The following is a 25655-nucleotide window of genomic DNA, read 5'->3' as shown; positions in this document are numbered from 1 at the left end:
GGGTCAGGCCGTCTCCTCCGGATCGGCCTCACCGGCGCCGCGGTGGCCGAGGCCGGTCACGTCGGTGCTGGGGATGACGCCCAGGCGGCCCGCCTGGAAGTCGTCGAAGGCCTGCTGGAGCTCGGCGTGGCTGTTCATGACGAACGGACCGTAGTGCGCCATCGGCTCGCGGATGGGCAGCCCGCCGAGGACGACCACCTCGAAGTTCTCGCTGCGCGAGTCCTGCGCGGCGTCCGCGCGGACCGTCAGGCCCTCGCCGGAGCCGAACACCACGGTCTGGCCCATCCGGAACGGGCGGCGCTCGGCGCCCGCCGCGCCGGAGCCGGCGAGGCCGTAGGCGAGGGCGTTGAAGTCGGCCCGCCAGGGCAGGGTGACCTCGGCGCCGGGGCTGACCGTCAGGTGGATCATCGTGATCGGGGTGTGCGTGGCGCCGGGGCCGGCGTGGCCCGCGATGTCGCCCGCGATCAGGCGGATCAGGGCGCCGCCGTCCTGCGAGGCGAGCAGCTTCACGGTGCCGCCGCGGATGTCCTGGTACCTCGGGGTGATCATCTTGTCCTTGGCGGGCAGGTTCACCCACAGCTGGAGGCCGTGGAAGAGGCCGCCGGACATGACGAGTTCCTCGGGCGGGGTCTCGATGTGCAGCAGGCCCGAGCCGGCCGTCATCCACTGGGTGTCGCCGTTGGTGATGACTCCGCCGCCGCCGTGCGAGTCACGGTGGATGAAGGTGCCGTCGATGATGTACGTGACGGTCTCGAAGCCGCGGTGCGGGTGCCAGGGCGTGCCCTTGGGCTCGCCGGCCGCGTAGTCCACCTCGCCCATCTGGTCCATCATGATGAACGGGTCGAGGTAGTCGTACTTGATTCCCGCGAAGGCGCGGCGCACCGGGAATCCCTCGCCCTCGAAGCCGGAGGGCGCGTCCACCACGCCGAGCACGGGGCGCGTCTGGGCACCTTCGGCGGGAGCGATGACGCGCGGCAGCGCGAGCGGGTTCTCTACGGTCACTGCGGGCATGGTCAGGACCTCCTTCTGGCTCAAGTTTAGTTGAATCTCGAACTTCCTGCCACCCGCACAGAACAGCGCACCCCCCGGGACCATTCCCGGGGGGTGCGGAAGCGTGACGTCAGCGCGCCCTAGCCATACATTCGGCGCATCGCGAAGTCGACCATCTGCTCGACCGCCTTCGCGTCGAACACCATCCGGTGGTCGCCCTCCATGTCGAGGACGAAGCCGTACCCGGTCGGCAGCAGGTCGATCACCTCGGCGCCGGTGATCACGAAGTACTTGGACTCCTTGCCGGCGTACCGGCGGAGCTCCTTGAGCGTGGTGAACATCGGGATGACCGGCTGCTGCGTGTTGTGCAGCGCCAGGAACCCGGGGGTCTCGCCGCGCGGGCAGTAGACCTTCGAGGTCGCGAAGATCTGCTGGAAGTCCTCGGCCGACAGCGAGCCGGTGGTGAAGGCCCGGACCGCGTCGGCGAGCGACGGCGGCGAGGGCTCGGGGTAGAGCGGCTGCTCGCCGTACCCGCCGGCCATCTGCTGCGGGGCGGCGTACTGCTGCTGCCCCGCGCTCACGTTCTGGTCGTAGCCGTACATGCACCGAAGCCTACCGAGCGGCCCCCGGCCCCAGGCACCCTCCAGCGGAACCGGCTTGACGCTGGTCACAGTCGTCAACGAAGGGTTGATTCTTATTACTGATGGGTAGCATCATGAGGTTACCGATTGGTATGTACGAGGAATCTGTCTCCCCGAGCCTTAACGGAGCCGTCGCCATGGGGCACTACAAGTCGAATCTCCGCGACATCGAGTTCAACCTCTTCGAGGTGCTCGGCCGCGAAAAGCTGTACGGCACCGGCCCGTTCGGCGAGATGGACACCGAGACCGCCAAGAGCATCCTGTCCGAGCTGACCCGCCTCGCCGAGAACGAGCTGGCGGAGTCCTTCGCGGACGCCGACCGCAACCCGCCGGTCTTCGACCCGGCCACCAACACCGCTCCGGTCCCGGCCTCCTTCAAGAAGTCCTACGAGGCCTTCATGGACTCGGAGTACTGGCGCCTGGGCCTGCCCGAGGAGATCGGCGGCACCACCTCGCCGCGCTCCCTCATCTGGGCCTACGCGGAGCTGCTGCTCGGCTCGAACCCGGCCATCTGGATGTACTCCTCCGGCCCGGCGTTCGCCGGCATCCTGCACGCCGAGGGCAACGAGGCGCAGAAGAAGATCGCCCAGATCGCGGTCGAGAAGCGCTGGGGCTCCACCATGGTCCTGACCGAGCCGGACGCCGGTTCGGACGTCGGCGCCGGCCGCACCAAGGCCATCCAGCAGGAGGACGGCTCCTGGCACATCGAGGGCGTGAAGCGCTTCATCACCTCCGGTGAGCACGACATGGAGGAGAACATCCTCCACTACGTCCTCGCCCGCCCCGAGGGCCACGGCCCGGGCACCAAGGGCCTGTCCCTCTTCCTCGTCCCGAAGTTCCACTTCGACTGGGAGACCGGCGAGCTGGGCGAGCGCAACGGCGTCTACGCGACCAACGTCGAGCACAAGATGGGCCTGAAGGCCTCCAACACCTGCGAGATGACCTTCGGCGACCAGCACCCCGCCAAGGGCTGGCTGATCGGCGACAAGCACGACGGCATCCGCCAGATGTTCATGATCATCGAGTTCGCCCGCATGATGGTCGGCACGAAGGCCATCGCCACCCTCTCCACCGGCTACCTCAACGCGCTGGAGTACGCCAAGGAGCGCGTGCAGGGCCCGGACCTGGCGAACTTCATGGACAAGACCGCGCCCAAGGTCACCATCACGCACCACCCCGACGTGCGCCGCTCGCTCATGACGCAGAAGGCGTACGCCGAGGGCATGCGCGCCCTCGTGCTGTACACCGCCTCCGTCCAGGACGCGATCCAGCTCAAGGAGGCCGCGGGCGAGGACGCCTCCGCCGAGATCGGCCTCAACGACCTGCTCCTGCCGATCGTGAAGGGCTACGGCTCGGAGAAGTCGTACGCGCTGCTCGCCGAGTCCCTGCAGACCTTCGGTGGCTCCGGCTACCTGCAGGAGTACCCGATCGAGCAGTACATCCGCGACGCCAAGATCGACACCCTCTACGAGGGCACCACGGCCATCCAGGGCCAGGACTTCTTCTTCCGCAAGATCGTCCGTGACCAGGGTGCCTCGCTGAACATCCTCTCCGAGACGATCAAGAAGTTCCTCGCCGAGGGCGTGGGCGGCGAGGAGCTGGCCCCGGCCCGCGACGCGCTGGCCAAGGCCGCCGTGGACCTGGAGGCCATCGTCGGCCAGATGATCGTCGACCTCACCGCCACCGGCGAGGACGTCAAGAACATCTACAAGGTCGGCCAGAACACCACCCGCCTGCTGATGGCCTCCGGTGACGTGGTCGTCGGCTACCTGCTGCTCAAGGGCGCGGCCGTGGCCGCCGAGAAGCTGGCGACCGCCTCCGCCAAGGACGTGCCCTTCTACACCGGCAAGATCGCCGCCGCGAAGTTCTTCGCCGCCCAGGTCCTGCCGGGCGTCTCGGTCCAGCGCGCGCTGGCCGAGGCCGTCGACAACTCCCTCATGGAGCTCGACGAGGCCGCCTTCTAGGGCAGCCCCCAGCTGTACGCGGTGTACGTACGCACCAGTGGCCGGACCTCTCCTGTCGAGGGTCCGGCCGCTGGTGTGTGCACGCGCCCGACGGCCGGGTTCCCCGGTTGTCAGCGGTTCGTGGGACTCTCGTAGACATGAGTCGACAGGAGCAGCAGCACGGCGGCAGGGGGTACACGGTCCCCACGGGGCGCCCGTACGCCCTCAAGGAGCTCCAGGCCGCCGTGGGCGCGCTCGGCGACCGGATCAAGGACCTCTACGACGGCGCCCACCCCGCCGAGTACGACCCCGTGGCCGACGCCCTGTACGTGGCGTTCCAGACGGCCGCGGGCCTCGCCCCCGCCAAGAGCTACACCGGCTGCCCCGAGCACCCCAACGGCGCCCTCGACCCCGAGGCCCCCGAGGGCTGGGGCCGCTGCCTGATCTGCAACGACCGCCGCCGCCTCGGCCGGCGCCTGCGGGGCGGCCGCCCCGCCGCCCCCGCGGCCCCCGTGGAGCAGCGGCGCCTGGGCTACCCGGTGCCGGAGCCCCCGTACACCCTCGACGTGCTGCGGCGGTACCTGCGCGGCATCGACGAGCAGCGCTTCCACCTCACCCTCGGCTCCCCCGACCAGGACTTCGTACGCCTCGCGGACGACCTCCACCGGGCGTTCATCGTGGCCCGCGAGCTGTCTCGGCCGCGCAACGCCTCGGGATGCGCCGAGCACCCCGGCGCGCCGATCGACCCCGATGCCCCGCCCGGTGAGGCCTGTATCTTCTGCGCCGGACGCAAAAGACGTGCTCAGCGCCCTCCGCAGACCCCCGAGATGCTCCCGCGCATCCGGCGGGGCGAGCGGCGGCAGCTGCAGCGCCGATTCGAGCGTCCGCCGGGCTGATACCGACGAGTCCGCGGGCCACGCACGCCGCGCTCCGGCGACCCCCTCGGCTATCGGCGGAGCGGCGCGCTACCGGCGAGTCGGGGACCATGAACAGTCCCGTTAAGGTGAACCGCCTGGCTTCCTCCTCTCCCTGACGGGAGAGGGTTCCCACCCTCGCGGGTGGCCTTTCCTGCTTCACCACGGACCGCCCCGGCCGAGAGGAGGACTCCCGATGAGGTCTGACACCCGCTCCGCAGACAGCGACCGCCGGCCCGGCGGCCAGAAGATCGATCGCCGCGTTCTCGTCCCGGTCGTGGGTCGTCCCGCAGGTACGGCACGTCCACTCGCGGACGTTCAGAGGCATCGTGCCGGCCAGTGCTCCGCAGATCGAGCACAGGTGCGTGCTGGGGAACCGCTCGTGCTTCGGATTCTCGACCTTCTCCCCGGAGGAGAGGGTGGCACTGTCCCGGTACTTGAACGCCCGCTTCGCGGAAGAAGTCCCCACGCCCCGGACGCCAGGGGCGGTCGAGATACGAACACAAGCACAGGTCACAGCATCACGCGACGGCATACCGCCGCCGCGCGGCTCCGAGCCATGGATGCGTTTCCTCCCCCGGCGGAAGCCGGCGATATCCACGCAAGGAGATTGGGATGAGCACCCCCGTCCGCTTCGACCGCGGCCACACCGACGATCTGATGACCTTCCTGACGGCCAGTCCGTCGCCGTACCACGCCGTGGCCAACGCGGCCGAGCGGCTGGAAAAGGCAGGCTTCAGGCAGTTGTCGGAATCGGACGCCTGGGACTCGGGCACGGGAGGCCGGTTCGTCCTGCGCGGCGGCGCGCTCATCGCCTGGTACGTGCCCGAGGGCGCGGCCGCGCACACCCCCTTCCGGATCATCGGGGCGCACACCGACTCCCCCAACCTCCGGGTGAAGCCGGTTCCGGACACGGGCTCGCAGGGCTGGCGGCAGGTCGCCGTCGAGATCTACGGCGGCACCCTCCTCAACACCTGGCTCGACCGCGACCTGGGCCTGGCGGGCCGCCTGTCGCTGCGGGACGGCACCGACCGGCTGGTCAACATCGACCGCCCGCTGCTGCGCGTGCCCCAGCTCGCCGTGCACCTGGACCGCTCGGTCAACACCGACGGCCTCAAGCTGGACAAGCAGCGGCACATGCAGCCGATCTGGGGCCTGGGCGAGGCCCGCGAGGGCGACCTGATCGCCTTCCTGGAGGAGGAAGAGGGCCTGCCCCAGGGCTCGGTGGCCGGCTGGGACCTGATGGTCCACTCGATCGAGCCCCCGGCCTACCTGGGCCGCGACCGCGAACTCCTGGCCGGCCCGCGCATGGACAACCTGCTCTCGGTGCACGCGGGCGTCGCGGCGCTCGCCGCGGTCTCCGCCTCCTCCGACAAGCTGGACCACATCCCGGTCCTGGCGGCCTTCGACCACGAGGAGAACGGCTCCCAGTCGGACACCGGCGCGGACGGCCCCCTCCTGGGCAACGTGCTGGAACGTTCAGTCTTCTCGCGCGGCGGCGCGTACGAGGACAAGGCCCGCGCCTTCGCCGGCACCATCTGCCTCTCCTCGGACACCGGGCACGCGGTCCACCCCAACTACGCGGAGCGCCACGACCCTTCGCACCACCCGCGCGCCAACGGCGGCCCCATCCTGAAGGTCAACGTCAACCAGCGCTACGCGACGGACGGCAGCGGCCGCGCGGTCTTCGCCGCGGCCTGCGAGCGGGCCGGGGTGCCGTGGCAGACGTTCGTCTCCAACAACTCCATGCCGTGCGGCACGACGATCGGCCCGATCACCGCCGCCCGCCACGGCATCCAGACGGTGGACATCGGCGTGGCCATCCTGTCGATGCACTCGGCCCGCGAACTCTGCGGCTCCGACGACCCGTTCCTCCTGGCCAACGCCCTCCTGTCCTTCCTGGAGGGCTGACTCCCGGCATAGCGCGGCGAGTTGACCCGAAGGCCCTGTCCGCACGGTGCGGGCAGGGCCTTCACAACTCAGCAACTAACTGAGTAATGTACTTAGTTATGGACCTGACCATCATCAAGCACGCCGTCGAAGCGGACGACGGCATCAAGCGGCTGTCCATGGCCTTCGTCAAGAAGCACGCCGCCCCGGATCGCACCCGTCTCAGTGCCGAACTCTGCACGGATATCACCAAAGAGCTGGATAAACTCGGACTTGTCACGCTCCCTAAGCGGCTCCCCAGGTCGGAGAACGAGTTCATCTTCGTCATCAAGAAGGAGAGCCCGCTCGGCCATGTCGTCGCCGTTGCAGGCTCCCTCGCCGCTCTCGACGAGGTCGGAGCCAACCCTCTGCCAAGGATTTTCGAGAACTACCCGCAGGCCAAGGCACAGTTGGTCTCGTAACTCACTAACTCACATGAGAATAAGGGCCAGTTCGAGGTACGCTCCTCCCACTGCAGCCTCACGAGGCGCATGAGGCTGCAGCGGCGCGCCATGCCACTCCCGGGGTGAGCGCCTGGGCCTTGGCGCCACCCTCGCCGAGCTGTTCCCCGGGGCCACCCGCACCCGCTTCTGACGTTCCGTCATTTCCTCACGGCGTGCCCATGCATTCATCCACGTCCCCGTCGTCACGGAGGTACCACTGATGTCCCAGCACGCACCTCGGTCACTCACAGTCACCTGGGGGTCGGAGCAGATCCTGGTGTCCAACACCGGGCGGAGCCTGCCGACACCGGCCGCGGACGACGTCGTACAGAAGGTCGTCGAGGCGGGCCGCGCGAACCCCTCGACCCTGCTGACGGCAGACGCCTGGCACGCCGTGGGGCGCGGCGCGATCGACGCCGAAGGTGTCGCCGTACAGCTGCACCCCACGCGTCAGGATCCCGGCGGGGTCCTGATGGTCGAGAACGTCGAGGGCGCGACTCTGCGCTCCCTCGTCACCCGGGTCTACCTGAGCGAGCTGCTGCCCGGTATCCAGCCGCGTACCGGAATGGAAGCCACCGAGATCCCGGACCCCCAGGTACAGGGGGTCACGGAGGACGGCCGCCCCTGCGCGACGGTCCGGTACCACTTCAAGGACGTCGCCCACCTGCGCGATCACGTATGGCAGACGATCAACGGCACCCTGTCCCTGAACAACTACGTGGGCTCGGTCCTCGCCCGGACGATCACCCGCAATCTGATCGTCCACCCGGTGGAGATCTCCTTCGAGGACGGCACGGACCCCTTCCACACCCTGGCGGTACGTGACGGGATCACCCGCCTCGCCAGCGCCTGGGCCGTCCTCGCCGGTCCTGGCGCCGAGAGCGACGAGGTCGCCAACCTGGCCGTGAACGCGCTGTTCGGCAAGGCCGAGGCCCCCGTCCCGTCCGGTGTACCGATCGGCCGGCACCTGGCGTCCGTCCGCGAGAAGTGGCGGCAGTCCCTGCGGGAGGAGTACGCGCGGGCCATCGAGGTCCCCGAGCCCGGTGTCCGCGCCGCCCAGATCGGCCAGACGTTCGTCGCGCCCGCCCAGATCGCCGTCGGCATCGAGGGCCACCCCGGGCATCTGCTCGCCCCCGAGGACATCTTCGACGACGCCATCAGGAGCGTGCTGGCCAGCGTCCACGTCGAGTTCAAGCAGTGGGACGACGCGGCCCAGAACGTCGAGGTCATCACCCGGGCCCTCAAGCGGGTCATCCAGCTCGGCGACTCGCTGATCCCCCAGGACGACCTCCAGGCCATCTACGGTCTCGCCATCGGCCGGACGCCCTCGGCCGACCTCCCCGTCCTCTTCCCCGGCTCGACCCCACCGCCCGGCACCCCGCTGTGGCGAAGCGTCTACGTGGTCCACGCCCTCACCCGGCCCGAGCTCCGCGAACGCCTGAAGGACCAGGCGAAGGCCATCAAGGGCGGCAAGCGCATGGCGCTCAAGGGCTTCGCCGACCTCCTCGGCCCGATCATCGATCTGCCCTGGCGCAGTTACAAGAAGCTCGTCACCAAGCAGGCCCGTAACGCCTGGACCAACGGCGGTGTCCTCACCACCGACGTCATCGGCGAATGGGACCCCGTCCCCACCGACGACTTCACCACGCTGGTGGCGCCCGCGCTGGCCGGCGACACCAACGCCCGCTGCACCCTGGCCGTGGCCGGCGGTGTCGCACTCATCGCCGACAAGCTGCTGACCCGCAACGTCGGTTCCGCGCTGAACGCGCCCAAGGAGAAGGGCGGTGTGCCCTTCCGGGCCGACGTCAACCAGATCATCGAAGCGCTCTCCCAGCAGGACAACGAGCTGGGCCTGTGGACGCTCGCCTGTGCCGCGAACCGGTTCCGGAGCGACGCACTTCCGGAGAACGCGGTCACCATGCGCGCCCTGACCCGCAAGGAGAAGCCCGAAGGCGAGGGCGGCAGCCCCTACATCCACTTCAAGGTGGATCCGGCCGACGCGGACAGGATCGCCCGGGACGCCGACGGAGTGCCCGAGCTCCTGTACCAGTACGACGTCGTCTGGGCGGCGGATCCCGAGCGGGCCCGGAAGAACACCCCCTCCCCGGCGGGCCGCGCTCTCCCCCTACCCCTGCCGGAGCCCCGTGCCGAGCAGGCCACCGGTGCGCAGGACCCGGCGGGCACCGCGGACGGTCTCTGGCCCACCGCCACCGCGGACACCCGGCCGGCGAGCCGGCGGGCCGCCGATCACCGTTCCGTGCTGCGCCAGAGCGTCACCGCTGCGCGGGATGCCATGGACCGGCTGCACCAACTGGAACCGGAGGTCGGCGGGCACACTCCGATCGTCTCCCTGACCGTCCTCGACGAGCTGCACGTGCAGCTGATCGGCCTGCAGACGGACATCGAGAACCTCCGCCGGAGGATCGCGCTGGAGGAGGACCCGGAGGTCGAGGAGGAGCCGGCCGGCGAGGTCGTGTAGCGCCCCGCCGACGGCTGCTCCGGGAGGTCTGCGCTAGGCGCCGTGGCCGTCCTGTTCCTCCACGGCGTCCATGCCCGCCAGTACCAGCGGCAGGCGGGCCGTGCCGTGCTCGGCGACGGCGATCGGGACGCCCCAGTCCTGCTGGTGGACGTGGCAGGCCGGGTATTCGTTCGCCGGGTCGTCGTCGCAGGACGCGGCCATGGCCGAGACGTGCAGGACGCCCTCGGTGACGGCCGGGTTCAGCGTCAGGTCGCGGAACAGGTCCGTCCCGGCGCCCTCTCCTTCCGCCAGCAGCTCGGGCGGGGTCGAGGAGACCAGCAGGCGGGTGGAGGGGCCGTAGCGGGTGTCCAGCTTCTGGCCCGCCGGGGCCTGGAAGACCACGTCCAGGCGGAGCGTGCCCGGGGCGACCTCGGTGGCGGCCCGCTGGGTGCGGTGGGCGACCGCGTCGACCCGTACGGCCTCCTCCGGCAGCCGCAGCCGGGTCAGCCGGTGCCGGGCCGACTCCACGACCACGATGTCCTCGCCGACGAGGACGGCGTCGCTGGGCTCGCGCAGGTCGGTGGCGAGGGTGGTGACCCGGCCGGTGGCGGGGTCGTAGCGGCGCAGGGCGTGGTTGTACGTGTCGCAGACCGCGACGGAACCGTCCGGCAGGGCGGTCACCCCGAGGGGGTGCTGGAGCAGTGCCTGGGCGGCGTCCCCGTCCCGGTGGCCGAAGTCGAACAGGCCGGTGCCGACGGCGGAGCGGACGGCGTACCCGTCCCCCTCCTCCTCCACGTACCGCAGGGCGCTGGTCTCGGAGTCGGCGATCCACAGCCGGTCGCCGGCGGCCGCGAGCCCGGAGGGCTGCGCGAACCAGGCCTCGGCGGCGGGGCCGTCGACCAGCCCCTCGTTGGTGGTGCCGGCGGCCACCTGGACGGTGCCCGCCTCCGGGTCCCACGTCCACAGCTGGTGCACGCCGGCCATGGCGATCCACACCCGGCCCTGCCACCAGGCCACGTCCCACGGCGAGGACAGGTCCACCTCCAGGGCCGGCCCCGAGGTCGGGGACCCCTGCCACCACTGCCGCCCGGTCCCGGCGACGGTCTCGACGGCGCCGCTCTCCGGGTCGAAGACGCGCAGGGCGTGGTTGACGGTGTCGGCGACGACGACCCGCCCGTCGGGCAGCAGCGCCAGCCCCTGCGGCTCGCTGAAGGCCTCCGGCCCGAACCCGCGCTCCCCGCTGCCGACGCGCCGTACGACGGTCTCCCCGTCGGCGGCGAGCTCCACCAGCTGGTGCCGGGTCGAGTCGGAGACGAGCAGGTTCCCGGAGGGCAGCACGAGCGCCTTGCCGGGGAACCGCAGGTCGGTGGCGACGGGCTCGGGCGCCACGTAGGGCCCGTCACCGCGCCGCAGCGTCCCCTTGGCCGCGTGCTCGGCCTCCAGCTCCTCGACGAGCCGGGCGATGGCGTGCGCGTGCCCCTCGCCGGCGTGCTGGGCGACGACGTACCCCTCGGGGTCGATCACCACGAGCGTGGGCCAGGCCCGCACGGCGTACTGCTTCCAGGTGGCCAGCTCGGGGTCGTCGAGCACGGGGTGGTGCACCTCGTACCGCTCGACGGCGTCGACGACGGCGGCGTGCTCGGCCTCGTGGACGAACTTCGGCGAGTGCACTCCGATGATCACCACGGTGTCGCGGTGCTTCTCCTCCAGCTCGCGCAGCTCGTCGAGGACGTGCAGGCAGTTGATGCAGCAGAAGGTCCAAAAATCGACAACAACGCACTTACCTCGGAGGTCCGCGAGAGTAAGTTCCTTGCCTCCGGTGTTCAGCCAGCCGCCCTTGCCGATCAGCTCGGGGGCACGGACTCGGGCACGCTTGCGGGGTGCGGGCGCGGGGGTGGGCGCCGGGGCAGCATCGTTCATGTTTCAAGCTTGCCATCCGCCCGTGAACGCAGGATCACACCGGTGCGAACCGCCTGCTCAGGGCAGCGCTCCACCACGGCAACTTCCGAGAACTCCCGCAAGAAGGTCATGTGACCGGTTCGGCCCGTGTGCTCGATGCACATGTCGGATGCTTCGGTGGTCCTTCTTGAGGGCTATCGACCCCTTGACGGGGTCGTTCTCGGGGGCTCGCTGAGGGTCTTGCCCAGCAGCCGCAAGGGTTGCCCTTCCCAAGACGCAGCCACACCCAGGATGCGCTTTCCGAGCTGGGGCCGGGGTCGCTGCGAGGGCTGCACCTGAACTTTGGACATCCCGAGTGACGAAGTGACGGAATGACGATTACTTCTGATCCACTCATGGAGACAACAACACTTCCGTAAGAGGTAACCGGGCAAGAGCGTCATTTCGTCGCTCCGTCACGCCTGTCCGCTGCCGACAGCGGGGGCTTGCCGTGGTGGTCAGGTGGCGGTGTCGGTGCCCAGCTTCGCCCAATGGATCTGGATGCGTTGCTCGGGGATGATCCGCTCTCCGCGCACTCCCTTGCTCACCTCAACGCGGTCTATGGCGAGCGACAGGCGTTCGCGCCTGTCCTCGTTGGTCGCATCCGCCCACGCCTCTCGCAGGGTGACGCCGTCGAGCATCGGAGACACGTCCACGGACGGCACGGGAAGCCTCTGAAGATCACCGCGGAGGCCGTCGATTCGTCCCCTCAGACGCTCCGAAAGCCGGTTGTAGCGCTCCACGGCAGCCGCGCCACTGAACTCACCACGCACGTAGCGTGCATCCTCCAGATCAGCCAGGCGGGCTTCCTCGTCCTGAATCTCCGCAGTGAGAGCATCACGTTTCGCGAAGGTCTCCGGGTCCACGCGGTGCACCCAGCGATCTGCGATCGCGACAAGCAGCGGATCGTCCGGTTCGAGCGCCGGAAGCTTCGTGAGGAACTGTTCCGTCACATACTGGTCAACCGCATCAGCCAGCGCCGACGCTCCGATGCACTGGTTACCCGCACGGCGTGCCATGCACTGGTAGCTGACGCCCACACGGTGCATCCGGCGACCGCAGTCAGGAACCGCGCAGTAGACGAGTCCCGTGAGCAGCGCCGTCCCGTCGGGCTTCGGCCGCCGCTTTCCTGCGTGTACGAACGTCCTGGATTCCAGCGTGCGGATGATCTGCTCACGCTCCCCGACTGTGATGACCCCCTCGCCGATCTCGACCGTGTCGAGCGTCTCGGGATCGCGATACGGAAAGACCCTGCCCGTGTACTTCCGCTCACCGTCGTCCGTCTCAACGGTTTCGGTCTCCGGCATCAGGCCGGCGAACGCAGGGGAGCGCAGGAGCTGCATGATGCTGGCCGCATTCCACTGCCCACCCCGGGGCGAGAGGATCTCGTACTCGTTGAGGAGTCGGGCGATCTTGACCAGCGATGTCCCGGCAAGCGCTTCATCCGCGATCAGGCGGGCGTAGACGGCGTGTTCCGGGTCGTGGATGAGCTTCTTGCTCTTCGGGTCGATGAGCAGCCCGTACGGTGGCTGGCCGCCGATCCACTGACCCTTGCTACGCAGGTAGCGCTTGGCGTGGCCGACGCGCGTACCGAGATTCCTGGACTCGGACCGGGCGAGCTCAGCCAGCATCGCGACGACCATGCGCGCCGAGTCATTCGAAGTGTCGAGACCGTCCAGAACTGAGACGAGACGGCCGCCGGCCTTCTCGATGTCGTCCAGCACCTTGCCCACTTGGCCGATGCCCTTGCGGGAGAGCCGGTCCAGTTTCCAGACGATCAGAGTGCCGACGACACCCGCCGTAACTGCCGCCAGTGCGGCATCGAAGCCCTTGCGCTCAACGGTCTTGTAGCCGGAGCGCCCTCTGTCTATGTGGACCTTGCGGACGGTCAGTCCGTTGCGTTCGGCCCAGGCACGGCAGTCGGCTTCCTGCCGTTCGATCGCGGTCTTGCCGTCCCGGTCGAGGGACAGGCGCAGATAGAGGTCACAGATTGTGGCTTGGTGCACACCGTCAGTGTGAACGCAAGTTGGGTGGTCCGTTGTCGATTTTCAAAAATCGAGGATCTATGTGCGACCTCGGAAGTCGGCGAGCTTCAGGTCCTTCCCGCCGGTGTTGATCCAGCCGCCCTTGCCGATCAGCTCGGGGGCACGGACTCGGGCACGCTTGCGGGGTGCGGGCGCGGGGGTGGGCGCCGGGGCAGCATCGTTCATGTTTCAAGCTTGCCATCCCGCCCTCCCTCTTCTCCGAGCCCGGGCAGCTCGGGTACGAGGCCGAGGGCGGGCTGGGCCTCAGGACTTGGCGAGGAAGCCGCGCAGGGAGGCGGCCAGGGCTTCGATGAAGGAGTCCTGGACGGGGGTGGGGAGCAGGTCCAGGGAGAGGTAGGGGTTCAGGTCCTCCAGCTCGACCAGGAGGAGCTCCCCCGACGGGGCCCGGCAGGCGTCCACGCGCTGGATGCCGTGGGCGAGGGTGTTCCAGTCGATGAAGCCGCGTGCGAAGGCCAGGTCCGCGGCGGTGGGCTCGTACGGGACCAGCTCCCAGCGGCGCGCCGGGTCCGGGGCGTACAGGGCGTACTGGAAGGCGTCGTCGACGAAGTAGAAGGAGACCTCGTACGCGAAGTCGATCCGGGGCTGGATCAGGGACTCGCCGGGGCGGGCGACGGGCGTCGGGGTGAAGGTCAGGCCTATGGAGTCGGCGCCCTGCTTGGGCTTGACGGCGTAGGTGTCGGTCGCGGGCAGGAGGTGGAGGTCCGCGGGGTCGTCGACGGTCGGGATGACGGGGTGGCCGGCGGCCGTCAGGTCGAGGAGGTACTGCTTGCCCGCCATGTCGGCGCGGCCGGTGAGCGGGTTGTAGACGGGGGTCCCGGCGGCGAGCGCGGCCGCGCGGAAGGCGTCGTAGGCCTCCTGGTAGTGCAGGACGGGACCGCTGTTGCGGACGATCACCGCGTCGAAGCCGGGCATCAGGGCCTGCGCGTCCAGCGGGTGGCACAGGGCGAGCGGGAAGTGCTCGCGCAGCCGGGCGCTGAGGAACACGTCCTCGTCGCCGTAGCGGCGGCCGCGCGCCGGGTAGGCCAGGTCGGTCACGTAGAGAAGGGGCATGGCGGCAACCTATCCGGGAAACGATCTCGGTATGAAATACCTCGTTCGGGACAAACTGCTGGCCATCGGGGACGACTACTGGATCGAGGACGAGGACGGCCGGCACGCCTTCCTCGTCGACGGGAAGGCGCTGCGGCTGCGCGACACGCTGGAGCTGGAGGATCCGGACGGGCGGGTCCTGATCACCCTGCGGGAGCGGCTGTTCGGCGGGCTCGGGCTCCCGGGGCTGCGGGACGCGATGACGCTGGAGCGGGACGGGAAGCGGCTGGCGGTGATCCGGCGCAAGCGGTTGTCGCTGCTGCGGAACCACTTCCGCGTGACCATGTCCGAGGGGACGGAGCTCGACGTCAGCGGGCGGGTGCTGGACCGGGAGTTCAAGGTCGAGTACGAGGGGGAGCTGCTCGCGCTGGTCTCGCGGCAGTGGTACCGGGTCCGGGAGACGTATGCGGTGGACGTGGTGCGGGAGGAGGCGGATGCGGCGCTGATGGTGGCGGTGGCGGTGTGCGTGATCCGCATGGCGGAACGGGAGCGGGAGGCCTCCGGCGCCGACGGTGAATGAGGGGCGGCCCGGGCCGGGTGGGGGCCGCTGCGCGGAGCGGTCCCCTGCCCGGCCTTCCAGGATCAGTGCCGCAGGCCCAGGGTGCGGTCCTTCAGGGCCGGGAACTGGGCGCGGGTTTCCGCGACCTTCGCCGGGTCCAGGTCCACCGTCAGGACCGTCTCGCCCGGGCCCGCCTCCGCCAGGACCTCGCCCCACGGGTCCACCACCAGGCTGTGCCCGGACTGTTCGACGCCCGCGTGCGTGCCGGCCGTCGCGCAGGCGAGGACGTACGACTGGTCCTCCACCGCCCGGGCCCGGTTCAGCAGGGTCCAGTGCTCGCGCCGCCGGGCCGGCCAGCCCGCCGAGACGACCATCGTCGTGGCGCCCGCGTCGACGAGCCCGCGGAACAGCTCGGGGAAGCGCAGGTCGTAGCAGGTGGCGAGACCCAGGGTCTGTTCCGGCAGGGCCACCGTGGTCAGGGAGTCGCCGGCCGACATCAGCACCGCCTCGCCCTGGTCGAAACCGAAGCGGTGGATCTTGCGGTAGCTCGCGGCGAGCTCGCCCGCCGGGGAGAGCACGAGCGCCGTGTTGTAGAGCGAGCCGTCGCCCGCCCGCTCCACCACCGAGCCGGCGTGCAGCCAGACCCCGGCGTCGCGGGCGGCCTTGGACATCGCCTCGTACGTCGGGCCGTCCAGCGGCTCGGCCTCCGTCTCGAACTGCTCGTAGGCGAAGGCGCCCACGGTCCACAGTTCGGGAAGGACGACGAGGTCGGAGTCGCTCTGCTCCCGGACGAGTTCGGCGGCGCGGGACCGCCGGGAAGCCGTCGACTCTCCGTCGGTCACCGCGATTTGGATCAGCGAGGCGCGCACACTACCACCGTCCTGGCATGTCAGCCGGTCAACTCAAGGCCTACGATCGTCACACGAAAGCGCTGCCGGGGTGCTCATCGGCAGCGTAGTTTTGGGAATAGTCCACAACGCGCCACTGAACAGCCAGCGAGGGGTCCCGTTGACCGTCCATCCCAGCCTTGAGCCCTATGCCGACGCGTGGACACACTCGATCGAGGCGATAACCGAGCTGGTCCTCCCCCTGACGGAGGGCCAGTGGAACCTGCCGACGCCGTGCCCGGGCTGGTCCGTCCGGGACGTCGTCTCGCACATCATCGGCCTGGAGCTGGAGCAGCTCGGCGACCCGCGGCCGATCCACACGCTGCCGCGCGACCTGCGGCACGTGGTGGACGAGTTCACCCGCTACATGGAAGTTCCGGTCGACGTCCGCCGGCACCACACCGCGCTGGAGATGACCTCCGAGCTGGAGTACACCGTCATCCGCCGCCAGCGCCAGCTGCGGAACGACAAGCGGGATCCGGCCACCACCCTGGTGCGCGGCCCGAAGGGCGACCAGATCCCGCTGGAGCTGTCGCTGCGGCTGCGGGCGTTCGACGTGTGGATCCACGAGCAGGACCTGCGCGCGGCGCTGGCCGTGCCGGGCAACTGGGACGCTCCGGGCGCGCACGTGGCGCGGGACATCCTGCTGTCCGGGCTGCCGAAGGTGGTCGCGAAGGGCGCGGGTGCGCCGCCGAACACGACGGTGGTGCTGGACGTCCACGGCGAGCTGGAGTTCCTGCGGACGATACGGGTGGACGAGGCCGGGCGGGCCACGATCGACTCGACGCCCTCGCTGGGCCCGGCGGTGTCGCTGACGCTCGACTGGCAGACGTACGTCCGTCTCGCGGCGGGCCGCGTACGGCCGCGCACGGTCGCGGAGCGGGTGAAGGTGGACGGCGACCCGGAGCTGGCGGACGCGATCCTGGCGAACTTCGCCGTCACCCCGTAGCGGCCGCCGTCCTGCCGCGCGGGCGCGAGAACCGGTCCGCGCGGTTTCACGTCCCAGTCACAGCGGGAGCAAGAACGCGCAGTGACCGAGGGGGGTTCCAGGGGTGTGGGCCAGACTGTCGGCCGCCGGTGTGCCGGCGGCCGAGCGGATGGATTGGTTCACCGATCTCGTCGCGCACGAGCTGGTACCGACGGCGATCCGCAGCGAGGCCCCGGGGAGCTTCTGGGCGGAGGCCGCGGTGCTGGACCTCGGCCGGGTCCAGGTGTCCACGTTCGACTTCTCCGCGCTGCGCTCCCGGCGCACGCCCGCGCACGTCCGGCGCGGCGATCCCGAGCAGTACCAGCTGGGTCTGGTGGCCCACGGCTCCATGTCGCTGGCCCAGAACCGCTCCGACACGGGCCTGTTCAGCGGTGACATGGTCCTCTGGGACACCTCGCTGCCGATGGAGTCGGACGCCGTCCCCGGCGCCGACGGCCTGATCCGGGCGGTGACGCTGTCCTTCCCGAAGGCCGCCATGCCGCTGCGCGCCGAGCGGGTCGGGCGGCTGCTCGCGCAGCGCATCCCCGGCGGGTACGGGATGGGGGCGATCCTCACCCAGTACCTGCGCTCGCTGACCGCGCACGCCCCGGACTGCGGGCCGGCGGAGCTGGAGCGGATCGGGGCGGTCGCCCTCGACCTGGTCGGCGCCTGCCTGGCCGGGCGCCTCGGCGCCGAGGACGAGCTGACGCCCGAAGCCCGCAACCGGGCGCTGCTGGAGCGGATCGACGCGTTCATCGACCACAACCTGGGCGACCCGGAGCTGACGCCGTCCGCCGTGGCCGCCGCGCACGGGGTCTCGCTGCGCCGCCTCCAGCAGCTGCTGCGGGAGCGGGACGAGACGGTGGCCGGGCTGATCCGGCGGCGCCGGCTGGAGCGGTGCCGGGCCGACCTGGCCGACCCCCGGCTGCCCGGCCGGCCGGTGCACGCGGTGGCCCGGCGGTGGGGGTTCGCCAACCCGTCGGTGTTCAGCCGTACGTTCCGGCAGGCGTACGGGGCGAGCCCCACCGAGTACCGGGAGCGGGCGGTGCGCGAGGCCCTCGCGCCGCGGGTCAGCGCGGGGCGGACGGGGCCGAAGGGGCGGACGCCCGGGGGCCTCCCACGGCCGTAGCGGGGGCGGAGGCGGACACCAGGAGTTCACGCTCGCGGCCGAGGGCCTGGGGGCGCAGGCGGAGGATCTGGCTGAGGCCCAGCAGCTCCACGACGAACACCGACGCGAAGGCGATCCGGTAGTCGTCCCCGGTGACGTCCAGCAGGACGCCCACCGACAGCAGGGTGGTCATCGAGGCGAGGAAGCCGCCCATGTTGGTGATCCCGGACGCGGTGCCCTGCCGTTCGGCGGGGTTGGCCGGGCGGGCGAAGTCGAAGCCGATCATCGAGGCCGGGCCGCAGGTGCCCAGCACCACGCACAGCGTGCCCAGCAGCCACATCGGGGCGTGCTCGCCCGGGTACAGCAGGACCGAGGCCCACAGCAGGGCGGTGACGCCGACCGTGCCCAGGGCCAGCGGCAGCCGGGCGGCCGGGCGGCGGCCGATGACCTGGCCGTAGACCAGCCCCCAGCCCATGTTGGCGGCGACGATCAGGGTGAGCAGCCCGGCGGCGGTGTCCCGGTCCAGCCCCTGTGCCTCGACCAGGAACGGCATGCCCCACAGCAGCAGGAACACCATCGCCGGGAACTGCGTCGTGAAGTGCACCCACAGCCCCAGCCGGGTGCCGGGCTCCCGCCAGGACTCGCGTATCTGACGGCGTACGAAACCCCCTCCGCCGGCGGGCGCGGGCGGCAGGGCGTGGCCCTCGGGGTGGTCGCGCAGGAACAGCGTGAGCGGGACCAGGACGACCAGCCCCGCCAGCGCGCTGCCCGCGAAGGCCGGCACCCAGCCGGCGGAGTGCAGGACGGGCGCCAGGACGAGCGTGGAGACCAGGTTGCCCGCCATTCCGACCAGCCCGGCCAGCTGTGCCATCAGCGGGCCGCGCCGGGCGGGGAACCAGCGGGTGCCGAGCCGCAGCACGGAGATGAAGGTCATCGCGTCGCCGCAGCCCAGCAGGGCGCGGGCGGCCAGTGCCATCGGGTAGGTCGGCGAGAGCGCGAAGCCGATCTGGCCGGCGGTGAAGAGGACGGCGCCGAGGGTCAGCACCTTCTTGGTGCCCAGCTTGTCGACCATCAGCCCGACCGGGACCTGCATGCCCGCGTAGACGAGCAGCTGGAGGAGGGAGAAGGCCGACAGGGCCGAGGCGTTCACGTGGAAGCGGTCGGCGGCCTCCAGCCCGGCCACGCCCAGGCTGGTACGGAAGATCACGGCGACGAAGTAGACGGCGACGCCGATGGACCAGACGGCCACCGCCCGCCGCCCGCCGGGCGGGTCCTGGACGGCCGCCGGGCCGGCCGGGGTGCTCATCGGTCCGCCCCGCGCACCAGCGCCTCGACCCGCCCGATGTGCCCGCGCACGGCCGCCGCGGCGGCCTCCCGGTCGCCGGCGCGCAGGGCGTCCAGGATCTCGGTGTGCTCGGCGAGGGTGCGCTCCACCCGTTCGGGGTGCGCGTGCAGCAGGGCCACGCCCATCCGCAGCTGGCGGTCGCGGAGCTGGTCGTAGAGGCGGGAGAGGATCTGGTTGCCTGCGTGCCGGACGATCTCGGCGTGGAAGCACCGGTCGGCCGCCATCATCGCGGCGAGGTCGCCCCGGGCCGCGTACCGCCGGAGCTCCTCCAGCAGCCCGGTGAGCCGTTCCAGCAGGGCGGGCGGGGCCGGGACGGCCTTGCGCACGGTGAACTCCTCCACCAGCAGCCGGGTTTCGACGACGTCGGCGATCTCCTGCGCGGAGACCGGCAGCACCAGGGCGCCCTTCTTCGGGTACAGCTTGAGCAGCCCCTCGGTCTCCAGGCGCAGCAGGGCCTCGCGGACCGGGGTCCGGGAGACCCCGACGGCCACGGCGAGCTCGCCCTCGGTGAGGAGCAGCCCGCCCTCGTAGCGGCGGTCGAGGACGCCCTGCTTGACGTGCCGGTAGACACGGTCGGCGGCGGTGGGGGCCTGGGTGGCGGCGGACGGCATGCGCACAGGATAGATACATGAGGGATACACCCGTTCTCTCCGTCCGCGATGTGGACCTCGCCGGCCCGCGGCTCCGCCGAAGGATGTAGCGCGGCTTCGTCCACCGGCAGGACGTACCGGGCCCGGCCCGCCGCGAGGCTGAGGAGATGGCCCACACCACCCTCGTCACCCCCGGGGTGACCGCGACCCGGCTCCCGCTCCTCGACGTCCTGCGCGGCGCCGCCATCCTCGGCACGCTCATGACCAACGTCTGGATCTTCGCCTCCCCCGGCTCCGAATGGAGCGTGCTCGGGGGGAGCATGCACCTGCCCGACCCGCTCGCCGACCCGTCCGCCGCGACCGTCGCCGAAGCCGCCTTCCGCTTCCTCGCCGACGGGAAGTTCCTCTCGCTGCTGACGGTGCTGTTCGGGGTGGGCCTGGCCATCCAGTACGACTCCGCCGCCCGCCGGGGCGAGCGGTGGCCTGGCCGCTACCCGCGGCGGGCCGCGTTCCTCTTCCTGGAGGGGACCGTCCACTTCGTCCTCGTCTTCGCCTGGGACGTGCTGATGGGGTACGCCGTCACCGCCCTGCTCGTCGCCTGGCTGCTGGCCCGCTCCGAGCGGGTGCGGCGGGTGGTCATGTGGGGCGCGGGCGGGCTGCACCTGACCCTGATCGGCCTGGTGACGCTGGGCGAGGTCCTCACCCCGGACTCCGCGCCCGAGGGCCCCGACCCGCGGGCCGTCCGGCTGTACGCGCACGGCGGCTGGGCCGAGCAGATCGGCTTCCGGCTCGACCACGCCCTCGCGCTGCGCATCGAGCCCGTGTTCTCCTTCGGGCTGCTCGTCTTCCTCTTCCTCCTCGGTGTCCGCCTCCACCGCGCCGGCGCCTTCGCCCCGACCGAAGCCGGGCGCCGGATCCGGGGCCGGATGGCCGCCTGGGGGCTCGGCCTCGGCCTGCCGCTGGGCGCCGCCGCCACGCTCGGCGGCCACGACTTCTTCGTCCTCGGCCGCTACGGCATCGCCCCGCTGATCGCCCTCGGGTACGCCGGGCTGATCGGCTGGGCCCTGGACCGCTGCGCCGGCCCCGCGGCCCGCGCGCTCGGCTCCGTCGGCCGCACCGCCCTGTCCTGCTACGTCGGCCAGAACCTGCTGTGCGTCCTGCTCTGCTACGGGATCGGCCTCGGGCTCGCCGACCGGTTCGCCGGGTCCGGCCCCTGGTGGGTGATGGGCCTGTGGGCGGCGGTGAGCCTGACCCTGGTCGCCGCGTCCCGGCTCTGGCTGCGCCGCTTCGAGCGGGGGCCGCTGGAGGCCGTGCAGCACTGGGCGCTCAGGCCCCGCCGGTGACCACCTCCACGTCCAGCACGAACTCGTCGGCGTTCCCGGACACCTGCCAGGTCCACACGTACCCGCGCGCCCCGCGCCCGGTCAGCCGCAGCTCGTACGACTCCCCGGCGCCGAGGACGATCCGGCGCACCTCCACCGTGGGACCTCCTGGTTCACGCCGGGCCGATGACCGCCCCCTCGTGCCAGCCCGCGCCGTCGCGCCAGTAGTGCTGGAGCAGGCGGTCGGTGCGCAGGACGACGACTTCCAGATTGAACCCGAAGCTGCCCTGGAGCATCCCGGTGACGCTGAGCGCGTCGTGCCCGAAGACGGCGCCGCGGGTCCAGGGGGCGCCGACGGCGTTCCCCCGCCACCAGTGCTCGATCCGCCCGCCGGCGACGGCCACGCACAGCTCGTAGTTCCCGGCGGTGTCCTCGTCCACGGCCCCGTACTGCCCCTCGATCAGGCAGGGCGCGGAGGTCGCCCCGCTGCCGAAGACCTCCCCGGCCCGCCAGGCGAAGCCGTTCGGGTCGTCCCGCCACCACAGCTGCATGCGGCCGTCGGTGCGGGCGGCGACCAGGTCGAGGGTGCGGGCGCGGGTCTGGACGAGGGCGGGGCCGTAGTGGGCGATGCCGGAGCCGAAGCGGCCGCCGTCGTTCCAGGTCCAGGGGGCGCCGTTGATCCGCCACCAGTGGTTGAGGTGGCCGTCGGCGGTGCGGACGACCACCTCGAAGTTGCCCGGCTGACCGTAGTCGCTCTGGATGAACGCCGGGGTCGAGCCGATGGCCGCGTCCCCCGGCCCGAAGGCGCCGCCGTCGCGCCAGACGCCGACGGCCTGCTCGTAGTACCAGTGGCGGAGCCGGCCGCCGGTGGTGACGTGCAGGGACTCCATGTTCCGGTTGTAGGTGGTGCCGGTGAAGGCGGGCTGGCCGGAGGCGTCGGCGGCGAAGGTCTCGGCGCGGGTCCAGCCGAAGGGGGCGTCGCCCTCGCGCCACCAGTGCTGGAGCCGGCCGCCGCCGGCGGTCGCGGCCATCTCGAAGTTGCGGTGGGCCCGGCCGTTGCCGCTCTCGTAGACGCTGCCCGCGTGCAGGCGGCGCTTGCTCCAGGGGTCGATGTTGGTGCCGCGCAGGCCGCACTTGGCCCAGTAGTCGATGTTGACCTCGCCGTAGGCGATCCGGCCGTAGCCGCCGACGTGGTAGCCGGTCCCCCAGGAGTTCTTGAACAGCCAGCAGCCGGCCGCGTCGTCGTAGCCCACCACCAGCACGCAGTGCCCGCCGGCGAGCCGGTCGCTGGTGCGGTGGTACACCCCGGCGCCGAGCCCGAAGAAGTCGTCGTACACGTCGAAACAGGCGGTCAGCGGCCCGACCGTGTCCAGCCAGACCTTCTGCTGCTCGACGTCGCCGAGACGTACGTAGTCGGTGATCCGGACCGTCCGGCCCGAGCGGTCCCAGCTGGGCGTGTACTCGGCCCGCCAGGCGTCGCGCCGCTCGGCGGGCAGCCCGGGCGGCGGGGTGCTGTACGGCCGGCAGCCGGGGTCGGCGAGGCCGCCGTTCTCCTTGATCCAGTCGAGGGCGGTCTCCGGGTTGCCGCCCTGTCCGCAGGCGGACTTGAGCCCGTCGTGGACGTCCCCCTCGGAGCGCACCGCCCACACGTCGTGCTCGATGCGGGCCATCGACTCGACGAGCCCGGCCGCCCCGAAGGCCCAGCAGGACCCGCACGGGTTCTGGTCCTTGACCTTCGTCAGCCACGGCCACCCCCAGCGGCCGCGCCAGTCCACGGCCACGGGCCGCCCGGCGCCGCGCACCGTCCCCTCGATCAGCCCGTGGGCGGCCCGCCGCCGCGTCAGGTGCGGGTTCCCGCTCTCGCGCCCCACGAGCGCCCGCAGGTCGACCGTCCCCGCCTCGGCGGCGGGCGTCAGGTTCAGCCCCGGCTCCAGACCGAGCGAGGGCCTCGGGACGGGGTCCTCGTCGGCGAGGTGCTCGCTGACCGACCACCGCGCCCCGTGCTCCGCGAGCTGCGCCCGCAGCTCCCCCACCGTCTGGACAGACTCCTCCGGCATCCCGGCCCCCCAGCCCTCGTGTGCAAGCCCCGGGAGCGTCTCCCCGCCACCGACCCCCGTCAAGGGGGGCCGCGCGGTCGCGCGGTCGCACGGGGGTCGTACGGTGACGGGATGGACGCACAGCGCACCGAACGCCAGCTCTCGATGATCGAGGAGGTCTGCGCCCTCGGGCCGGAGGTCTGGCTGCGGGGCGGCTGGGCGATGGACTTCTGGCTGGGCGAGATCACCCGCGAGCACGAGGACGTCGACTGGTTCGCCTGGGCCGAGGACGCGGAGCGGCTGCGGGAGCTGCTGACGGCCCGCGGGTACGAGGTCCGGCACGCGGACGACCAGCAGCTGGACCTCGTACGTGACGGCGAGGAGCACAGCTTCGCGTTCGTCACCCGGCGCCGGGCGGACGGCCGGGTCCTCGTCGCGGGCGGCCCCTGGGCGGGGACGCCGTGGCCGGCGGGGATCCTGGACGGGGTCGAGCCGGGGCGCCTGCGCGGACTGGAGTGCCCGGTGGCGTCACCGGAGGCCCAGATCGAGATCAAGCGGATGATGCCGGTGTGGGTCCCGGAACGCCCGCGCCGCGAGAAGGACGCGGTGGACGTGGCCCGCCTGGAGGCGGCCCTGGCGGCGCTGAACGCCACGGACGAGACCCTCGTCCACGAGGGCGACGCCTTCCTGAACTTCGGCAGTTACGGCCCCGGGGACGGCTGGTCCCACTGCTTCCGCTGGCTGGACGCCAAGTACTTCCGCCTGCCGGCCGCCCCGCCCGGGGACACGGCCCTCCTGGCCGCCCTCATCTCCCACGAACAGTTCCGGGACGACTACGCGGGCAGCGGCGTCCTCCCCCTGGGCAGACGCCACGGCTCGTTCTGGCGCAGGCTGATCACCCCGGCCGCGTACGAGCCGATCACCCCGGACGACGCGGCACACCTCCTGCGCACCTGGGCGGACCAGTACGACCCGGTCCCCGCCGATCTGGAGGCGGACCTGCGGCGGGAGGTGTTCGCCCGCCTGACCTCGGCCACGACGGTCCACCACCTGACGGGGGTCGGGGTGGACGACTTCCACGACTGGGGCGGCGTACACGGCGAGTTCCACGAACTGGTCCTGATCGACCGGGTACGGGGCCACCTGACCCTCCTGGTGGCGGCCGACGACTGAGCCGCCCCGGCCCGTCCCTACGAGGACATGGCCTGGCCCCCGATCCCCGCGGCCCCGGCCAGCTGCCGTTCCCACCACCCGGCGACATCCGCGGCGCTCATCTCCCTCCACACCGGGGTCTCCTCCACCTGCGCCCGCCCCAACCGGCGTGCCAGTCCGACGAGATCCCGCCCGGCCGGCCCCCGCGCCGCCTGGTAGCCGGCGACGAGGTCCTCCCAGGACCCCGCCCGCCCCCAGGCGGCACCGAAGGCGGTCGCGTCCTGCAACGCCTTCGCCGCCCCACTGGTGTTGTGCGGCCGCACCACGGTCGCCGCGTCCCCGGCCAGCAGCATCCGGCCCGCCGCCGTGGGCTCCGTCACCAGGTCGTAGATGGGCTGCACGAACCTGTCCCCGGGCGCGGTCAGCGCCAGCGCCCGCCCCCAGTACTCCGGGAACTCCCGCTCCAGCAGGGCCCGCAGATGTCCCGCCAGCTCCTCCCCGAGCGCCCCGGGCGGAAAGCTCGTCGGATCGTCGAACCGCAGGCCCGCCCCCCGCGGCGGCGCCGCGTACAGCACCCAGTTCACCCGCAGCCCCTGCGGCCCGGGGATCCGGTAGATCACACAACTCCCGCCGGGGAAGCAGACGGTGGTCACCGCCCCGGGATGCGACTCCGCCCCCTCCAGCCCCTCCAGCAGCCCGGCGTCGAAGTTCCCCCGCCAGCACACGTACCCGGCGTACTGCGGGCTCGCCCCCGGCGACACCGCCTCCCGCACCACCGACCGGTACCCGTCGGCCCCCACGACGAGGTCGTACCGCTCGGCGGCCCCGCCCGCGAACCGCACGCCGGCCCCGTCGCCGGCCCCCTCCACTCCCGCTACGGCCACGCCCTGCCGGTAGTCCACCGCCCCCGGCACCGCCGCCCGCAGCCCCCGCCACAGCAGCCCCCAGTGGTACGAGTGGAACGGGAACGGCTGCTCCCAGAACAGCCGCCCCCCGGCCCCCGCCGCGGGGTCCCGGACCACCCACCGCCGCCGCTCCAGCCGGTGCGCGGCGATCCCCGGGGGCAGCGCCCCGGCCGCCACCAGCTCGGCGGCCCGGTCGTCGTGGACGCACAGCCCGACCCCCCGGTCCTCCAGCCGCCCACCGGTCCGCTCCAGTACGACGACCTCCCCGGCCCCCGCCCGCACCGCGGCCGAAGCGAACGCACACCCGGCGATGCTCCCGCCGACCACCGCGACCTTCCCGCCCCGCATAACGCCCTCCACCCGCCGCCGAGTTGCCCTGACCGGCCAGCCTACTGACGCGGTCGCCCCGCCCCGGGGCAACGCGACGGATCCGGCCGCCCGCGCCGACCCGTCG

Annotated in this window: 23 protein-coding genes and 1 pseudogene; 10 read left to right on the top strand and 14 right to left on the bottom strand. The window is 71.7% G+C overall.

What is annotated here, in order from left to right; translation table 11 throughout:
- Positions 1-3 precede the first annotated feature (3 nt).
- Together AB0F18_RS02760 and AB0F18_RS02755 are read right to left on the bottom strand one after the other, a co-directional pair.
- On the bottom strand, positions 4-1011 hold the full coding sequence (locus AB0F18_RS02760; RefSeq protein WP_362054124.1) for a pirin family protein: 1008 nt from the start codon (positions 1009-1011) through the stop codon (positions 4-6).
- Between the two features lie 119 nt (positions 1012-1130).
- Positions 1131-1592, bottom strand: a complete 462-nt coding sequence (locus AB0F18_RS02755; protein WP_042815576.1) for an SseB family protein — start codon at positions 1590-1592, stop codon at positions 1131-1133.
- 176 nt (positions 1593-1768) lie between these two features.
- Here AB0F18_RS02755 and AB0F18_RS02750 point away from each other — a divergent pair, with 176 nt between their 5' ends.
- Positions 1769-3595, top strand: coding sequence for an acyl-CoA dehydrogenase (locus tag AB0F18_RS02750; protein ID WP_362054382.1), 1827 nt, complete (start codon positions 1769-1771; stop codon positions 3593-3595).
- Between the two features lie 137 nt (positions 3596-3732).
- A complete protein-coding gene (locus tag AB0F18_RS02745; RefSeq protein WP_362054121.1) occupies positions 3733-4470 on the top strand; it encodes a hypothetical protein in 738 nt (245 codons plus the stop codon).
- 169 nt (positions 4471-4639) lie between these two features.
- On the opposite strand, the pseudogene AB0F18_RS02740 reads toward AB0F18_RS02745, so the two are convergent.
- Positions 4640-4864, bottom strand: a pseudogene (locus AB0F18_RS02740) (zinc ribbon domain-containing protein); the annotation flags it as partial.
- A gap of 239 nt (positions 4865-5103) precedes the next feature.
- On the opposite strand from AB0F18_RS02740, the gene AB0F18_RS02735 reads away from it, so the two are divergent.
- The 3 genes from AB0F18_RS02735 to AB0F18_RS02725 all read left to right on the top strand — a co-directional run bounded on the left by AB0F18_RS02735 (position 5104) and on the right by AB0F18_RS02725 (position 9339).
- A complete protein-coding gene (locus tag AB0F18_RS02735) occupies positions 5104-6399 on the top strand; it encodes a M18 family aminopeptidase (protein WP_362054118.1) in 1296 nt (431 codons plus the stop codon).
- 98 nt (positions 6400-6497) lie between these two features.
- On the top strand, positions 6498-6839 hold the full coding sequence (locus tag AB0F18_RS02730) for a hypothetical protein (RefSeq protein WP_362054115.1): 342 nt from the start codon (positions 6498-6500) through the stop codon (positions 6837-6839).
- Positions 6840-7080: 241 nt separating this feature from the next.
- Complete coding sequence (locus AB0F18_RS02725) at positions 7081-9339, top strand: hypothetical protein (protein WP_362054112.1); 2259 nt, start codon at positions 7081-7083, stop codon at positions 9337-9339.
- A 33-nt stretch (positions 9340-9372) separates the two neighbouring features.
- Here AB0F18_RS02725 and AB0F18_RS02720 read toward each other — a convergent pair whose 3' ends face one another.
- The 5 genes from AB0F18_RS02720 to AB0F18_RS02700 all read right to left on the bottom strand — a co-directional run bounded on the left by AB0F18_RS02720 (position 9373) and on the right by AB0F18_RS02700 (position 14351).
- The gene (locus AB0F18_RS02720) at positions 9373-11238 is read right to left on the bottom strand and encodes an NHL domain-containing thioredoxin family protein (protein ID WP_362054109.1); all 1866 of its coding nucleotides are present in this window, start codon (positions 11236-11238) and stop codon (positions 9373-9375) included.
- Complete coding sequence (locus AB0F18_RS02715; protein WP_362054106.1) at positions 11235-11381, bottom strand: hypothetical protein; 147 nt, start codon at positions 11379-11381, stop codon at positions 11235-11237. Before AB0F18_RS02715 ends, AB0F18_RS02720 begins: the two co-directional genes overlap by 4 nt.
- A 333-nt stretch (positions 11382-11714) precedes the next feature.
- A complete protein-coding gene (locus tag AB0F18_RS02710; protein WP_362054103.1) occupies positions 11715-13262 on the bottom strand; it encodes a recombinase family protein in 1548 nt (515 codons plus the stop codon).
- Positions 13263-13319: 57 nt separating this feature from the next.
- Positions 13320-13466 (bottom strand): hypothetical protein, encoded by a 147-nt coding sequence (locus tag AB0F18_RS02705; RefSeq protein WP_362054100.1) that lies wholly within the window; start codon positions 13464-13466, stop codon positions 13320-13322.
- A gap of 78 nt (positions 13467-13544) precedes the next feature.
- Positions 13545-14351, bottom strand: coding sequence for a hypothetical protein (locus tag AB0F18_RS02700; protein ID WP_362054097.1), 807 nt, complete (start codon positions 14349-14351; stop codon positions 13545-13547).
- A gap of 31 nt (positions 14352-14382) precedes the next feature.
- Between AB0F18_RS02700 and AB0F18_RS02695 the strand changes: the two genes are divergently transcribed.
- A complete protein-coding gene (locus tag AB0F18_RS02695) occupies positions 14383-14910 on the top strand; it encodes an LURP-one-related family protein (RefSeq protein WP_362054094.1) in 528 nt (175 codons plus the stop codon).
- A 62-nt stretch (positions 14911-14972) separates the two neighbouring features.
- On the opposite strand, the gene AB0F18_RS02690 is transcribed toward AB0F18_RS02695, so the two are convergent.
- The gene (locus AB0F18_RS02690) at positions 14973-15758 is read right to left on the bottom strand and encodes a carbon-nitrogen family hydrolase (protein WP_362054091.1); all 786 of its coding nucleotides are present in this window, start codon (positions 15756-15758) and stop codon (positions 14973-14975) included.
- 139 nt (positions 15759-15897) lie between these two features.
- Between AB0F18_RS02690 and AB0F18_RS02685 the strand changes: the two genes are divergently transcribed.
- Positions 15898-16725 (top strand): maleylpyruvate isomerase family mycothiol-dependent enzyme, encoded by an 828-nt coding sequence (locus AB0F18_RS02685; protein ID WP_362054088.1) that lies wholly within the window; start codon positions 15898-15900, stop codon positions 16723-16725.
- 103 nt (positions 16726-16828) lie between these two features.
- A complete protein-coding gene (locus AB0F18_RS02680; protein ID WP_362054085.1) occupies positions 16829-17872 on the top strand; it encodes a helix-turn-helix domain-containing protein in 1044 nt (347 codons plus the stop codon).
- On the opposite strand, the gene AB0F18_RS02675 is transcribed toward AB0F18_RS02680, so the two are convergent.
- On the bottom strand, positions 17814-19157 hold the full coding sequence (locus AB0F18_RS02675; protein ID WP_362054082.1) for an MFS transporter: 1344 nt from the start codon (positions 19155-19157) through the stop codon (positions 17814-17816). The two genes, AB0F18_RS02680 and AB0F18_RS02675, sit on opposite strands and share 59 nt — an antisense overlap.
- Positions 19154-19807, bottom strand: a complete 654-nt coding sequence (locus tag AB0F18_RS02670) for a GntR family transcriptional regulator (protein ID WP_362054079.1) — start codon at positions 19805-19807, stop codon at positions 19154-19156. Before AB0F18_RS02670 ends, AB0F18_RS02675 begins: the two co-directional genes overlap by 4 nt.
- A 146-nt stretch (positions 19808-19953) precedes the next feature.
- On the opposite strand from AB0F18_RS02670, the gene AB0F18_RS02665 reads away from it, so the two are divergent.
- Positions 19954-21129 (top strand): DUF418 domain-containing protein, encoded by a 1176-nt coding sequence (locus AB0F18_RS02665; RefSeq protein ID WP_362054076.1) that lies wholly within the window; start codon positions 19954-19956, stop codon positions 21127-21129.
- Here the strand turns inward: AB0F18_RS02665 and AB0F18_RS02660 are convergent.
- Both AB0F18_RS02660 and AB0F18_RS02655 read right to left on the bottom strand, forming a co-directional pair.
- A complete protein-coding gene (locus tag AB0F18_RS02660; protein WP_362054073.1) occupies positions 21113-21265 on the bottom strand; it encodes a hypothetical protein in 153 nt (50 codons plus the stop codon). The two genes, AB0F18_RS02665 and AB0F18_RS02660, sit on opposite strands and share 17 nt — an antisense overlap.
- 16 nt (positions 21266-21281) lie before the next feature.
- Complete coding sequence (locus AB0F18_RS02655; protein ID WP_362054070.1) at positions 21282-23165, bottom strand: C1 family peptidase; 1884 nt, start codon at positions 23163-23165, stop codon at positions 21282-21284.
- A gap of 111 nt (positions 23166-23276) precedes the next feature.
- On the opposite strand from AB0F18_RS02655, the gene AB0F18_RS02650 reads away from it, so the two are divergent.
- Positions 23277-24317, top strand: coding sequence for a hypothetical protein (locus AB0F18_RS02650; protein ID WP_362054067.1), 1041 nt, complete (start codon positions 23277-23279; stop codon positions 24315-24317).
- A gap of 17 nt (positions 24318-24334) precedes the next feature.
- On the opposite strand, the gene AB0F18_RS02645 is transcribed toward AB0F18_RS02650, so the two are convergent.
- Positions 24335-25549, bottom strand: a complete 1215-nt coding sequence (locus AB0F18_RS02645) for an FAD-dependent monooxygenase (protein WP_362054064.1) — start codon at positions 25547-25549, stop codon at positions 24335-24337.
- Between the last annotated feature and the right edge of the window lie 106 nt (positions 25550-25655).

Origin of the sequence: Streptomyces sp. NPDC029216 (assembly GCF_040648015.1) — a bacterium.
In the GTDB taxonomy this organism is placed as follows: Bacteria; Actinomycetota; Actinomycetes; order Streptomycetales; family Streptomycetaceae; genus Streptomyces.
The sequence above is the reverse complement of the archived record's forward strand: the minus strand, read 5'-3'. Positions and strand labels throughout refer to the sequence as shown.